Source organism: Bacillus smithii (genome assembly GCF_001050115.1).
Lineage (GTDB): Bacteria > Bacillota > Bacilli > Bacillales > DSM-4216 > Bacillus_O > Bacillus_O smithii.
Genome location: NZ_CP012024.1, coordinates 2,789,054 through 2,802,659, shown reverse-complemented (window position 1 = coordinate 2,802,659; position 13,606 = coordinate 2,789,054). Strand labels below are relative to the sequence as shown.

At 36.9% G+C, this 13,606-nt stretch carries 9 protein-coding genes, 2 pseudogenes and 2 CRISPR repeat arrays; of the genes and pseudogenes, 8 read left to right on the top strand and 3 right to left on the bottom strand.

Annotation, left to right across the window (positions count from 1 at the left end):
- Window positions 1–31: 31 nt before the first annotated feature.
- The 7 genes from BSM4216_RS13155 (at window position 32) to tnpC (ending at window position 10,252) form a co-directional block, all read left to right on the top strand.
- A complete protein-coding gene (locus tag BSM4216_RS13155; protein WP_048623985.1) occupies window positions 32–2,257 on the top strand; it encodes a CRISPR-associated helicase/endonuclease Cas3 in 2,226 nt (741 codons plus the stop codon).
- Window positions 2,258–2,276: 19 nt separating this feature from the next.
- The gene (gene cas4, locus BSM4216_RS13150) at window positions 2,277–2,798 is read left to right on the top strand and encodes a CRISPR-associated protein Cas4 (RefSeq protein ID WP_048623984.1); all 522 of its coding nucleotides are present in this window, start codon (window positions 2,277–2,279) and stop codon (window positions 2,796–2,798) included.
- Window positions 2,788–3,774 (top strand): type I-B CRISPR-associated endonuclease Cas1b, encoded by a 987-nt coding sequence (gene cas1b, locus BSM4216_RS13145; protein WP_003352574.1) that lies wholly within the window; start codon window positions 2,788–2,790, stop codon window positions 3,772–3,774. The genes cas4 and cas1b overlap by 11 nt, the downstream gene beginning before the upstream one ends.
- 2 nt (window positions 3,775–3,776) lie before the next feature.
- On the top strand, window positions 3,777–4,040 hold the full coding sequence (gene cas2 / locus BSM4216_RS13140; protein ID WP_003352573.1) for a CRISPR-associated endonuclease Cas2: 264 nt from the start codon (window positions 3,777–3,779) through the stop codon (window positions 4,038–4,040).
- A 314-nt stretch (window positions 4,041–4,354) separates the two neighbouring features.
- Window positions 4,355–5,632: a CRISPR direct-repeat array (repeat unit 29 nt; unit sequence GTTTTATCTGAACGTAGTGGGATATAAAG).
- 75 nt (window positions 5,633–5,707) lie between these two features.
- Window positions 5,708–7,839: direct repeats of the CRISPR family, unit length 29 nt; unit sequence GTTTTATCTGAACGTAGTGGGATATAAAG.
- 103 nt (window positions 7,840–7,942) lie between these two features.
- Window positions 7,943–8,263, top strand: a complete 321-nt coding sequence (gene tnpA, locus BSM4216_RS13135; RefSeq protein WP_003352856.1) for an IS66 family insertion sequence element accessory protein TnpA — start codon at window positions 7,943–7,945, stop codon at window positions 8,261–8,263.
- Window positions 8,257–8,613 carry an IS66 family insertion sequence element accessory protein TnpB gene (tnpB, locus tag BSM4216_RS13130; protein ID WP_003352857.1) on the top strand — a complete coding sequence of 119 codons (357 nt, stop codon included), beginning with the start codon at window positions 8,257–8,259 and terminating at the stop codon, window positions 8,611–8,613. The genes tnpA and tnpB overlap by 7 nt, the downstream gene beginning before the upstream one ends.
- Before the next feature lie 61 nt (window positions 8,614–8,674).
- Complete coding sequence (tnpC, locus tag BSM4216_RS13125; protein WP_048623352.1) at window positions 8,675–10,252, top strand: IS66 family transposase; 1,578 nt, start codon at window positions 8,675–8,677, stop codon at window positions 10,250–10,252.
- Window positions 10,253–10,297: 45 nt separating this feature from the next.
- On the opposite strand, the pseudogene BSM4216_RS13120 reads toward tnpC, so the two are convergent.
- Window positions 10,298–10,822: pseudogene (locus BSM4216_RS13120) on the bottom strand (transposase); the annotation flags it as partial.
- Window positions 10,823–11,423: 601 nt separating this feature from the next.
- On the opposite strand from BSM4216_RS13120, the pseudogene BSM4216_RS16780 reads away from it, so the two are divergent.
- A pseudogene (locus BSM4216_RS16780) lies at window positions 11,424–11,633 on the top strand (butanediol dehydrogenase); the annotation flags it as partial.
- Between the two features lie 57 nt (window positions 11,634–11,690).
- On the opposite strand, the gene BSM4216_RS13115 reads toward BSM4216_RS16780, so the two are convergent.
- Together BSM4216_RS13115 and BSM4216_RS13110 are read right to left on the bottom strand one after the other, a co-directional pair.
- Window positions 11,691–12,245, bottom strand: coding sequence for an HXXEE domain-containing protein (locus BSM4216_RS13115; protein WP_048623983.1), 555 nt, complete (start codon window positions 12,243–12,245; stop codon window positions 11,691–11,693).
- A 1-nt stretch (window position 12,246) separates the two neighbouring features.
- Complete coding sequence (locus tag BSM4216_RS13110; protein ID WP_048623982.1) at window positions 12,247–12,837, bottom strand: TetR/AcrR family transcriptional regulator; 591 nt, start codon at window positions 12,835–12,837, stop codon at window positions 12,247–12,249.
- Between the last annotated feature and the right edge of the window lie 769 nt (window positions 12,838–13,606).

The following is a 13,606-nucleotide window of genomic DNA, read 5'->3' as shown; positions in this document are numbered from 1 at the left end:
TCGCTTTCCTCTATAAAATAGGAGGAATTTTATGATTTTTTATGCGAAATCTTCTCCAGTGGAAACGATTCAAGAACATACCAATGAGCTACTTGTACGTTTAGAAGATTTTAAGAAATTATACCAATCTTCTATTCCGTTGTTGTCGGAACGAGATTGGGAGCTGCTTGAATGGGCGGTAAGATACCATGATATCGGAAAAGTAGATGCGGTTTTTCAGAATAAAATCCGAAAGGTAATAGGAAAATCCCTTTTATCAGAGGCTAGTTCGTACAATATCCCGCATAATTTGCTATCTGTTATGGCGATTCCTTTTCAGGAATTAGGCTTGGATAAAGAGGAAACCAAACTGTTAGCTCAAATTGTAGCCTATCATCATGAACGGGGAATTCTACCGGATAAACAACAAATCATAGCCAATTATGAGCAAAACATTTTGCCGTTAAAAGAGGAAATTGAGAAACAATTTGGTTTGCCCATTGATGGAAAAATTCGAAGATCCAAAATTAGTAAAATAGAGCGTAGAATTCTTCCTTCTGATGATATGTACTATCGGTACATACTATTAAAAGGCTTTTTACATCGACTTGATCATGCGGCTTCAGCCCACGTTCCCATCGAATTAGCAACCGAAATGGATGTAGGTGCCCATGTAACCCGATACTTCCGTGAGCGATTAAAAGTAAATAAAAACCCTCTTCAAGTCTTTACTGAGTCTCATCAAAATCATCATTTAGTGGTTGTCGCTCAGACAGGTATGGGAAAAACAGAAGCAGGTTTACTGTGGCTGGGAAAAAAGAAAGGTTTTTTTACTCTTCCTCTACGTGTGAGCATAAACGCTATGTATAATCGGATCACGAGAGAAGATAATATAGCTTTTACTAAAAAAGATGTCGATCTGGGAGAAGAAGCAACAGGCCTACTTCATTCCACGAGCCTCGATTATCTTTATGATCAAGTAGAAGGAAACGACAAAATTTTAGAAAAAGTACATAGCCAGTCAAAAGAATATGCGAATAAGCTCGTAATCTCAACAATCGATCAAATATTAAAGTTTCCCTTTTATTATCTAGGGTTTGAAAAAGAATATGCCACAATGGCTACATCAAAAGTTATTATTGATGAGCTTCAAGCCTATGATCCTAAAATTGCTGCTGTTCTGATTAGAGCCATGACCATGATTGATAAAATAGGAGGCTCTTTTATGATTATGACAGCAACTCTTCCAGACTTTTATTTTAAAGCACTTCAAAGAGAACTTTCATCATCAAATCTGCCTCTTATATATAAAGAATTTATTAACGATTCAGTTAAAAGACATAATGTATTGGTAAGAGACCAATCGATATTAGAAGATTCTGTTTTGGAGGAAATCGCCAACAATCATTTTTCAAAGCAGATTCTCGTCATTTGCAATACCGTAGATCGGGCTTGTGAAGTTTATGATCAATTGTCAAAAAGGGATACATCCGTTTGGTTACTGCATTCCCGTTTTACTAAAATGGATCGCGCCCGACTGGAGAAACAAATCATGGACTTTACAACAAGCAATGAATGTGGAATTTGGGTTACAACTCAACTTGTTGAAGCCAGTCTTGATGTAGACTTTGATTTACTGTATACAGAAATGTCCACACTAGATAGTCAATTTCAACGTTACGGACGGTGCAATCGTAAAGGGTTAAAACCTGTTGATAAAGCGAATATTCATGTTTTTACAGAGGATGTTTCCGGAATTAGTAAACATAAATCGGGTGGTGTGTATCATCGAGATATTTATGATCGCAGCCTTGCTTTGTTAAAAGAACATCCTGGCGGTTTGTTATTGGAGTCAGTAAAACAAAATATGATAAAAGAACTTTATGATGAGAGAACCTTGAAAAACAGTAGTTTTAAAAAAGAATTTGATCAAACATTAGAAGAATTAAAAAATCGACCTCATTATGATCCTGATTTCAAAAAAGGAAAGGCTCAGGAGTTATTGCGGGATATTCATCAAGTGCAGGCCATTCCTATTTCCTTTGCAAAACAAGAAGAATTTCAAGAAAAACTGGATGAATGGCAGAATGCTCAAACTTCACAAGACAAAAGAAGATATCGAAATAAAATTGAAGCATACAGTGTAGGAGTGAACAAGTTCCGGGCAGAAAAAGTCGGATTAACAGAGCTGGAAGGACTAAAGGGATTATATTATATTCACTGTGATTATAATCCTGAGAAGGGTTTAGTCCTCCAATCGGAATCAATTTGTCTGTAGAAAGGTGGCATGAAAATAAATGCAGCAAACGGCATCGGTGGGTGGAGTTGATCTTGCTTATTATCGTTTATGTAAACGAAAATTGTGGTTATACAAAAAAGGAATTGGAATGGAAGATGAATCTGACCGAGTATTGCAAGGCAGTGTGCTTCATGAAACCGCTTATCCTCGCCTAGAAAAAAAGGAACTTTTAATAGACAATGCTTTTAAAATTGATGCAATAGATGGCGAATATATCAGAGAAATCAAGCTTTCCAGCAAGATGATGGAATCAGATAAGCTGCAAATGCTCTTTTATTTATACCAGCTTTCATTAAGAGGAGTTGTGAAAAAAGGCTTAATCAGTTATACAAAGGAGAAGAAAACAGTGGAAGTCATTTTAACAAAAGAAATGGAGAAAAAAATGAAAAAGGCGATTGCCGAAATCTATCAAATTATCAATAAACCATCTCCGCCAGCTGTGATAAATGTTCCTTATTGCAAGTCTTGTGCCTATTATGGTTTTTGTTATGCAAAGGAGGTGGACGAAGATGATGCGTGATCATTATGTTTTTTCAAATGGTAGATTAAAAAGAAAAAACAATACGGTTTACTTTGAAGACGAGAAAGGAAATCAGATTCCTCTACCCATTGAGAAAATTAGAACGATACATTTGTTTGGCGAAATTGATTTAAATAGTAAATTATTAACATATTTAAGTCAGTATGGAATTTTACTGCAATTTTATAATTACTATGATTTTTTTGCTGGAACATATTATCCGAGAGAAAGAAAGGAATCAGGATATGTCATTGTCAAACAAAGCGAGCATTACTTAGATAAGTATAAAAGATTATATATTGCTTATCAATTTTTGCATGGGGCTGTTCATCATATGCTGCGAAATTTAAGAAATTATAAAGCACAGACGATGGAGTACATTCAGGACATTGAAGTTTTATACGATCAGTTGTCAAAGGCAACAACCATTCAGGAATTAATGGGAAGAGAAGGACAAATTCGACATATATACTATCAAGCCTTTAATCATATTTTTAAGCAAGATTTTGTACTAGAAAAACGGGAAAAAAATCCTCCTAGGGATCCTATTAATGCTCTTATTTCATTTGGGAATACACTAATGTATCGCACTGTACTTAGTGAAATTTATAAAACGCCATTGAATCCTACTATAAGTTATTTGCACGAACCATCTACAAAACGATTTTCTTTAAGTTTAGATATTGCTGAAATTTTCAAACCGCTTATTGTAGACCCAATTATATTCTCGCTTATAAACAAAAAACAGCTGACGAAAAAGCATTTTGATTATTTGGAAGGAGAAATATGCCATCTTAATGAAGAAGGGAAAAAGAAGTTTATTATGGCATGGGAAGAACGTTTAAAACAAACGGTTAAGCACAGAACCCTTAAACGAAGTACTTCTTACCGTTACTTAATTCGATTAGAATGCTATAAGTTAGTGAAGCATGTCATAGATGATGAAAAGTATAAACCTTTAAAAGCGTGGTGGTAAGGATGTTTGTGATTATTACTTATGATGTTGACAAAAAACGAGTTGGAAAAGTGTGCAAAAAACTTCGTGAGTATCTAGACTGGACACAAAATTCTGTGTTTGAAGGGGAAATTTCAACTGGAAAATTAACGAAATGTATGTTTGAATTGAATCAGATTATTAACAAAAAGGAAGATTCCATTTACTTATATCAAGTGAATAACCCAAGAAATATTAAGAAAGTGGTTTATGGTCAAGAGAAGAATCCTTTAGATTTATTTTTATAAACGCGATTCAATGTAATAAATACAATCCATGAAATGTGGAGTCGTCTTAAATTTAAAAAAAGTGACAGTAGGATCCACAAAGAATTTTAAAACTTTATAAAAAATGTTTCTGATCTCTTCAATTGATGTTTTGCAGCGAATCTCGTTTTTATAAAAATCACCCTAATCTCTTGCTGCTTAAGGGTTTTGATAGCTTTTAAAGATCTAGTGAAAAACACAACTACCGATTTGCTGCAAAACTAATATGTTCGTCGAAACATTGAAGTATCCCTAGTCCTTGATAAATAAGGATTTTTTGAGTGCCAAATTGTAGGGTTTTATCTGAACGTAGTGGGATATAAAGCAAGGGGAACTCTTCCCCTTGACCCCTCCCCAAAAACGTTTTATCTGAACGTAGTGGGATATAAAGGGGGCTGTCGGCTGCCGCCGAAGCAATGCTAAAGCGTTTTATCTGAACGTAGTGGGATATAAAGATTGCACATCGGACATAACCTCACTTTGCAGAACCACGTTTTATCTGAACGTAGTGGGATATAAAGGATGGAAGTTTAAGGTTCATACCACGTCCGTTGGATTTGGTTTTATCTGAACGTAGTGGGATATAAAGAAGAATGAATATGGTCCCCTCATAGTAGGCAAAAGCGTTTTATCTGAACGTAGTGGGATATAAAGCTCTTTATAACCCATTACCATACTTGCTGTTGGACGGTTTTATCTGAACGTAGTGGGATATAAAGTTATTCAGCTTCATAGCTTTTAGGTATCCTTATTTTGTTTTATCTGAACGTAGTGGGATATAAAGTTGCTTGCAAATGGAACATGTTCCCCTTTTCCGAACCGTTTTATCTGAACGTAGTGGGATATAAAGAGACTGGAACGATTTTCGCTTTTACGTTGATGAAGGTTTTATCTGAACGTAGTGGGATATAAAGGAGTTTGTTTGACAGTAAAGCCGGCCTTAGCCAGCTCGTTTTATCTGAACGTAGTGGGATATAAAGGTGAGTGCTTTCCAACCACTTTGAAGTCCGGCATCGTTTTATCTGAACGTAGTGGGATATAAAGGCATCACTGCCGCCGATTCCTTTTGTGCGTTCCATCAGTTTTATCTGAACGTAGTGGGATATAAAGCTGGTAAATTCTTTTCCTTCCACATCCGCAATTTGGTTTTATCTGAACGTAGTGGGATATAAAGACAAATAGCGATTAGAAGACTGTTAGATCAAGGAATTCAACGTTTTATCTGAACGTAGTGGGATATAAAGTAAGATTAGACTCGTGATCGGATGTATCTCGTATAGGTTTTATCTGAACGTAGTGGGATATAAAGAAAGAAGATCCCGCTATGTTAATCAAAAAAATAATATCGTTTTATCTGAACGTAGTGGGATATAAAGTTTGGTCATTATGCGTTTTGTAGATTTGTGAGTGTTGTTTTATCTGAACGTAGTGGGATATAAAGGATAATAAAAAGTCCGTTCATCTTCGATCACACCGTCGTTTTATCTGAACGTAGTGGGATATAAAGGACTGTGCGTGCTCAAGTAACTGTGCGATGTAAAGAACGTTTTATCTGAACGTAGTGGGATATAAAGCAGCGCACCCCGGTCCAATACAGGAAGATCGTTTTTCCCATTGGCATATTGCAAGCTAACAGCCGGAGCATCTTCTGTTTTATCTGAACGTAGTGGGATATAAAGGAAGTACGAAAATATGCGGCGGACCTTCGCGATAAAGTTTTATCTGAACGTAGTGGGATATAAAGCCACGGGGGAGCACCCCCTTCACACGCGGCAATTGGTTTTATCTGAACGTAGTGGGATATAAAGTTGGTTTAACTCTTTGAATATGCACGATTGGCGTATAGTTTTATCTGAACGTAGTGGGATATAAAGGGGCGGAGCAACGATATAAACCGTTGGTAGAAACGCCGTTTTATCTGAACGTAGTGGGATATAAAGTTGATTCTTCTTCATCATAATCAATGATTTCTGCCTTAGTTTTATCTGAACGTAGTGGGATATAAAGCACCGCAACAGCTCCGACATATGCCAAAGTCACATCGTTTTATCTGAACGTAGTGGGATATAAAGAAAGGTACAGCCGGTCTTGCGAATCAAGCGATATAGTTTTATCTGAACGTAGTGGGATATAAAGTCGGCGTTTCTGACTACAGACGCCGGAGAAGTATCAGTTTTATCTGAACGTAGTGGGATATAAAGAACCAATTAACTTTTGATATTTGGGAAGAACATGCCAGTTTTATCTGAACGTAGTGGGATATAAAGATAATAAAATCCGAACCACCCCGCCAAAAATACGCTGTTTTATCTGAACGTAGTGGGATATAAAGGAAATGCTATACCGTTTTTAATTTGATTGTAAGTAGTTTTATCTGAACGTAGTGGGATATAAAGGATTAGCAAAACAGGAATTAGCACGCCGTTCCTATAGGTTTTATCTGAACGTAGTGGGATATAAAGTCAACTCCCCAATCTTTAGTTGCAGCATTGGATTCTGGTTTTATCTGAACGTAGTGGGATATAAAGAAGAAGAATTTCAAATGAAAAGAAAAGAATATGAGGAAGGTTTTATCTGAACGTAGTGGGATATAAAGCAGCAATGGCTATAACAGGGGTTCCGGCCAAATATTGTTTTATCTGAACGTAGTGGGATATAAAGGGTGTTAAATCAGATTATCTAAGTAGACTTTTCATTCGTTTTATCTGAACGTAGTGGGATATAAAGAAATGAAATTTTTAGGAGGTGTTGGGGATGGCGCGACCGTTTTATCTGAACGTAGTGGGATATAAAGTGCACGAATTTTTAAAGTATTGGGCCGGTGAAATCGTTTTATCTGAACGTAGTGGGATATAAAGGTGAAATTTTAGAGGATTTAGTTCACAAAGAAATAAGTTTTATCTGAACGTAGTGGGATATAAAGAAAGTGTGGAGAGAATTGAAACAAAACTAGATTTACTGTTTTATCTGAACGTAGTGGGATATAAAGTCAATGAAGCCAATTGGTTTGATAAAAAATTGAAGTTGGTTTTATCTGAACGTAGTGGGATATAAAGTTACAATATTGTCAAATTTCACACGCTCAATATTCCGTTTTATCTGAACGTAGTGGGATATAAAGGAAGAAGGTGTCCCTTCAGCGTATCCAACATATCCGTTTTATCTGAACGTAGTGGGATATAAAGGAAATCAATTTGAACATCTATATCACTGGCTGATGCCTGTTTTATCTGAACGTAGTGGGATATAAAGATGGTCAATATCTATTGCAACCAAATCCGACAAATCGTTTTATCTGAACGTAGTGGGATATAAAGAGCTGCTTTCATAATTTCATCTTTCATGTATTTCACGTTTTATCTGAACGTAGTGGGATATAAAGCTTTTATAAACGTTGAAATTACCCAAGTTCCTTTGCGTTTTATCTGAACGTAGTGGGATATAAAGTTGGGATTGGCTATGTAATGGGAGTGAAAGCTGCTTTCGCGTTTTATCTGAACGTAGTGGGATATAAAGTCTTATGCGGAATATATCCAGCCGCATATTGCTGCCGTTTTATCTGAACGTAGTGGGATATAAAGAGGAAGAACAGCGGGAAAATATCAAAAAAGGCGTATCCGTTTTATCTGAACGTAGTGGGATATAAAGGGAGCCCGGGAACGTATGAGAATTCAAGACAGAGCGCGTTTTATCTGAACGTAGTGGGATATAAAGAAATGTCTGGGCTGTAATTCAAACAGTGTCTCAAGCGAGTTTTATCTGAACGTAGTGGGATATAAAGGCCGTTCAGTCCGAAGATGGTAAGCGTCAAATCTTGGACACCTTCTTGATGTGCTAATTTCATGAGATAATCTCCTCAAGATGAAATTGAAGGAGGTTTTTTTATGCCTAAGAATCCTGAATTACGAAAGGTTTGGGAACAACGAATCGCTGACTATCGTAAAAGCGGTCAAACTCAAGTAAACTGGTGCAAGGAAAATCAATGGAGTATTCACCAGTTTAAATACTGGTTAAGAAAAATTGAAAATCCAATAAAAAATCAAGGAAAGTCTACAAAATGGGCATCCGTTACCCTAGAAGATCATTCACAAACAGTTGAAAATTCATTACGGATTGAAATTAGTGGGATTTCAATTGAAGTAAAACCTGGTTTCGATCCGGCCTTTCTTTCAGAAGTGGTTAGGACGTTGAAATCAACATGTTAGTTGGTACAAGAGCTGAACGAGTTTACTTGGCAAAAGGAAGTACTGATTTGAGAAAATCCATTGATGGATTAGCTGCTTTGGTGAAAGAGGGATTTGATTTAGATCCCTTTTCATCAAGCTATTTTGTGTTCTGTAATCGAAAGCGAGATAAATTAAAAATTCTTCACTGGGACTATAATGGTTTTTGGCTTTATTATCGTCGATTGGAAAAAGGAAAATTTCAATGGCCAAATGAAAATGACACTGGAACGATACAAATTAGTTATCGGCAATTACGCTGGTTATTGGATGGCCTTGCAATGGAGCAAAAGAAAGCACACCCAGAAGTAAAGGCTAGAACAGTTATATGAATTTTTTACTTTTAACAAAAACCTTGGAGGAAAATAGCTAAAACCGTCGAATTATTACTACATGATGAAAAATTTAAAGAATCCTACCCAAAACCCATTTGAATTAATTGAAAAACTTCAACAGCAAATCGTTGAATTGACGGCGAAATTACGATGGTATGAAGAACAGTATCGTCTTAGTCAAAAACGAAAATTTGGCTCTTCAAGCGAAAAAACAAATCCTAATCAATTAGAACTACCTTTATTCAATGAAGCAGAGGTAGAGTCTAATGTAAAAGCCGAAGAGCCAACTGTTGAAACAATTACATATCGTCGTAAAAAGAAACGTGGTCAACGTCAAGCTACGTTTGAAAACCTGCCTATGGAAACGATTGAATATCGTTTACCCGAAGAAGAGCAGGTCTGTTCGTGTTGCGGTGAAAAAACACACGAAATGAGCACAGAAGTACGACAAGAATTAGTGATTATTCCGGCTCAAGTCAAAGTTTTAAAACACGTTCGATATGTCTATGGATGCCGTCATTGTGAGCGTAATGAAATAGAGACACCAATCGTTACAGCACCTGCCCCAAAATCTGTGTATCCAAAAAGTTTAGCTTCACCGTCAAGCATGGCATATATTATGAATCAAAAATATGTAGAGGGGCTACCTCTATATCGCCAAGAACAACAGTTCAAACGATTAGGTGTGATCTTATCCAGGCAAACCATGGCCAATTGGATGCTTTATGGTGCCGAAAAATGGCTTGCGCCAATTTATCAACGAATGAAAGAGCATCTCCTCTCTAAAGACATTCTACATGCGGATGAAACAACTGTTCAGGTTTTACATGAACCTGGAAGGTCAAGTACATCGAAATCTTACATGTGGCTTTATCGGACTGGAAGAGAGGATCCACCACTTGTCCTTTATGACTATCAGGAAACTAGAGCAGGAGAACATGCCAAAGAATTCCTAAAAGGGTTTAAAGGATACCTGCATGTCGATGGATATGCAGGATACCATAAGGTATCCGGCGTAACATTAGTTGGATGTTGGGCTCATGCCCGCAGAAAGTTCGATGAGGCTTTAAACGTACTTCCTGAATCCAAACGTCATTCAGCAGTCACAGTTCGGGAAGGACTCAATTTCTGTAATCAGCTATTTGCCATCGAGCGTGATTTGAAAGAATGTACACCAGAAGAACGATATAAAAAACGACTTAAACACAGCCAACCATTGTTGGAGGCTTTTTCAGCATGGCTAAAAACAGAGAAAAGCAATGTTTTACCAAAGAGTCTATTAGGTCAAGCCATTACATACTGCCTCAACCAATGGGAAAAACTCGTGGCATTTTTAGAGGATGGACGTTTAGAAATCGATAATAATCGAAGTGAACGATCCATTAAACCATTTGTGATCGGTAGGAAGAACTGGATTTTTAGCAATACTCCGAAAGGAGCTAAGGCCAGCTCAATCATTTACAGTATTGTGGAGACAGCAAAAGAGAATAAATTAAATCCATTTTATTATCTTCGCTACTTATTTGAAAGGCTTCCCAATATGGATATAAGCAATATGGATGAGCTTGATCAACTACTTCCTTGGTCCAAAACAATTCCTTTGAATTGTCGGGTTTTTAATAACTTATCACAATAATAGTATTTAATCCCTATCATTAAAAGGTGGGGATTATTTTACGCTTACATTTATCTCATCTTGTAGACGTGCTTGATAGGCTTTCGTTTCTTTTCGAACCACTTTCTTCTCAAATTTATGCTTATTCGCACTCGCTTTGACATGAGTAGAATCAATAAAGACATGCTCACTGCTTATCAGCTTCTTATCTGCAGCTTCTTTCAAAATGCGATAGAATATCTGTTCAAATAAGTCTGTATCCTTAAAGCGTCGCTCGTAGTTTTTCCCAAACGTTGAAAAGTGAGGTACCTTATCATAAAAACCAAATCCAAGAAACCAACGGTAAGCCAGATTCGTTTCGATTTCCTCTATAGTTTTTCGCATGGAACGAATACCGAAGGTATATTGGATGAAAGCCATTTTAATCAATACAACTGGATCAATACTTGGTCGACCTCTTTCCGATGAATACATGTCTTGAACAAGCGAATAGATAAATGAAAAATCAATAGCAGCGTCGATTTTACGAACCAAATGATCTGCAGGTACAAGTTGGTCTAAAGCTATCATTTCTATTTGATCACGATTCATCTGTGTATTTTTTGTTAGCACTTCATCCACCTCAATTCATTACGGTATCTTAATTATACAAAAAAAGACTGTCGGCAAATCCGGTTTTTTCGGATTTGTCGACAGTCTGAAACAATGAATACATTGGTTTTTTCACTTTTTGTTCATTTAAAGGAAATCATTTACAACCCAAAACCAATTTGTTAAAATTGGCTCAACCGCAAAGTTTTTTGGGGTTTTGATCTTACCTATGAGGAATTGAAATTATAAAATTCAAAAACATTTAATGGGTGAAAAAACGTTTTAATCTTACCTATGAGGAATTGAAACCAGCTACTTTTGGCACGTTGTTCGATTTTAAGACAGGTTTAGATCTTACCTATCAGAAAAGAAAACCTCTTAGCGCTTTTTCCTTCGCTCGGTGCTGCGCTTTTCGATGAGAAAATAAATGGTTCCCATATTAGCCCTCCTGATGATAGAAACGTACAGTACTTATCTTCAATGTCCTTTTCTGGGAATCATTCGTCAGGTAAAGAAGTGTTTAAATCTTTTTGAGAAAATAATGCAGATGTGACAAATGTCACTGCAGGATCCGCAGTAAATTTTGTATTTTCATTTTAGAAATAACCTCGTATTAAAAGAGCGAAATGTGAAGGGCATCATCTCGTAGCGCGACATTTTCCCTGCCGTCATGGAATTAATGAAACGAGGCTATTTTAAAGCGGAAAAACTCGTAACCAAACGGATTCAGTTAAATGATATCGTCACAGAAGGATTCGAAACGCTGATGAAAGAAAAAGAGCAAGTAAAAATTTTGGTCAAACCTGAATAAAAGCGGAAAGCGACTGCTGAAGGGATGATCCATCATGGATTATCCCTTTTTCAATGATCAAATCCTATAACTTGTTTTTGTCGCTTTATTTCTTTCATGAACGAGAAAAAGAAACAAGATAGGCAGGATGAGGATTGCTCCGATGAGACTCCAGAAAATTTCGGTTCCGCTAATGATGTGCTCGCTCAGCAGTCGATAGTAGGCATAAGAAGAATAGGGAAACACCAGAATGATAGCGGTGAGCACGCCAGGCGTATATCTTTTAAGAATAAGGGTTTGCCCTATGTGTGTGAACACATGGCCAAAAAAGACGGCGAGCAGCATCAAAAAGAGAAAGGTAAAAGAGAAAAGAACCGCCAGAACGGTTGACATCGTAATAGTCAGGAAAATCCAGAAGACATCATGAGCAAATTGAAGTGTTGTCATTTGAAAACTGCTGTAAAAATACTTGTGGATGGATTCCGGCAAAATCTTGAACACTTGTTCTTTATGGTGTTTCGTCCATTTTTCTATGGTGAGCATCTCCTCGAAATCGTGAAACATAAAGATAATGGGAAATAGCCAAAAAACAGTGAGAATTTGAAGGTGGGCGTCCAACCATTCCAAAATCATTTCAATCCCCTCTTTGTGAATGATCCAAAATCCCGCTCAAAAATAATTGGGCAACTTGTTTACCCAATTCCTTGGTCGTTTTTTCTCCAGTCAACAAATACCGATGGACCAGGCGTTCTGTGACGGCGACCATCGCTTCGGCGACTACCCATGTGTCTAATTCTCTTTTGACAATTCCGAGCCGCTGGTTATTGGACATGTTCTTTGCGATTTGCTCCACAATCTTTTTTCGTATCTGATCGCTTTCTGCGGACTGTTGAAGCGCAATCTTGGTCAGATTCGGATTCTTCCCAAGAAAAGCAAACAATTGGACAAACATAGTGGTCACAAAATGTCGGACATCCTGCGGCGGGAATTCCGCAGCTTTTTTTCCGGCGTCGCTAAAGTGTAATAACTGCTGGTCAAATTCCTGAAGCATTTGTTGAAAGATATCTTCTTTACTTTTGAAATACAGGTAAAAAGCCGCTTGCGTTAAACCCGCTTGTGTCACGATTTCACTGATTTTGGTACGATCAAAGCCTTTTGCCGCAAACAATTCTTCGGCTGCTTGCAGCAGTCTTCGTTTACTCTCTTCACCTTTGGTTCTGGACAACGTTCATCCTCCCTTTATATAACTAACTAATCAGTTAGTTATAATTTTAACGAAAATTCTTTTGTTGTAAACAGAAATTTTTTGTCTTTCGAACAAGGCAGGTTTGATTAGGAGCATGTGAGGGAAAAGGAGAGAATAAAGTGCGCGTCCACAGAGGACTAGCCCGAATATATCGTTACTTAACCTTTTTTTGTGGGAGGGTTAGGGGTACATTTTAGGTTGTTATAAAATAGTTTTGGCAGTTTTTTAATGGATAGTAAGGTTTAGGAAAATATATCATCAGCGTCTTGTTGTCATGACTTGTGGAGTTTTTATTGATACCTGAAAAAACAGGTCACTGGAACGTCAGGAAGCTAAAGAAAAAAACTATGAGAATGTCTATTTCATCAAAAGTTGGTTGAACGATTAGATCTGTATGTGTCGTCGATCTCCAGTAGCGTCAAAAACCCTTGGGATCGACGACATATTGTTTTTATAAATATCCTTGATGGGTCGGACTTTTTCAACAGGAAAAAATTTTTGTTTGAAAAGAAGGATTTATGATCTCAATGAAGAATACTGCAATATCAGCTTTTTTGGGGTTTAGATCTTACCTATGAGGAATTGAAACTTAATATAGCTATCTGGATTGCAGACACGATCAGCTTCGTTTTGATCTTACCTATAAGGAATTGGAAACTTCGAGGATTCGGGGAAATTACAGATATGTTTGATTCGTTTTTATTTTAACTATGGGGAATAGAAACGCATAATTTATATGTTGATTATT

Coding starts and splice junctions, on each gene's coding strand:
- BSM4216_RS13155 (WP_048623985.1), top strand. CDS start 32: ATGATTTTTTATGCGAAATCTTCTCCAGTGGAAACGATTCAAGAACAT.
- cas4 (WP_048623984.1), top strand. CDS start 2,277: ATGCAGCAAACGGCATCGGTGGGTGGAGTTGATCTTGCTTATTATCGT.
- cas1b (WP_003352574.1), top strand. CDS start 2,788: ATGATGCGTGATCATTATGTTTTTTCAAATGGTAGATTAAAAAGAAAA.
- cas2 (WP_003352573.1), top strand. CDS start 3,777: ATGTTTGTGATTATTACTTATGATGTTGACAAAAAACGAGTTGGAAAA.
- tnpA (WP_003352856.1), top strand. CDS start 7,943: ATGCCTAAGAATCCTGAATTACGAAAGGTTTGGGAACAACGAATCGCT.
- tnpB (WP_003352857.1), top strand. CDS start 8,257: ATGTTAGTTGGTACAAGAGCTGAACGAGTTTACTTGGCAAAAGGAAGT.
- tnpC (WP_048623352.1), top strand. CDS start 8,675: ATGATGAAAAATTTAAAGAATCCTACCCAAAACCCATTTGAATTAATT.
- BSM4216_RS13115 (WP_048623983.1), bottom strand. CDS start 12,245: ATGATTTTGGAATGGTTGGACGCCCACCTTCAAATTCTCACTGTTTTT.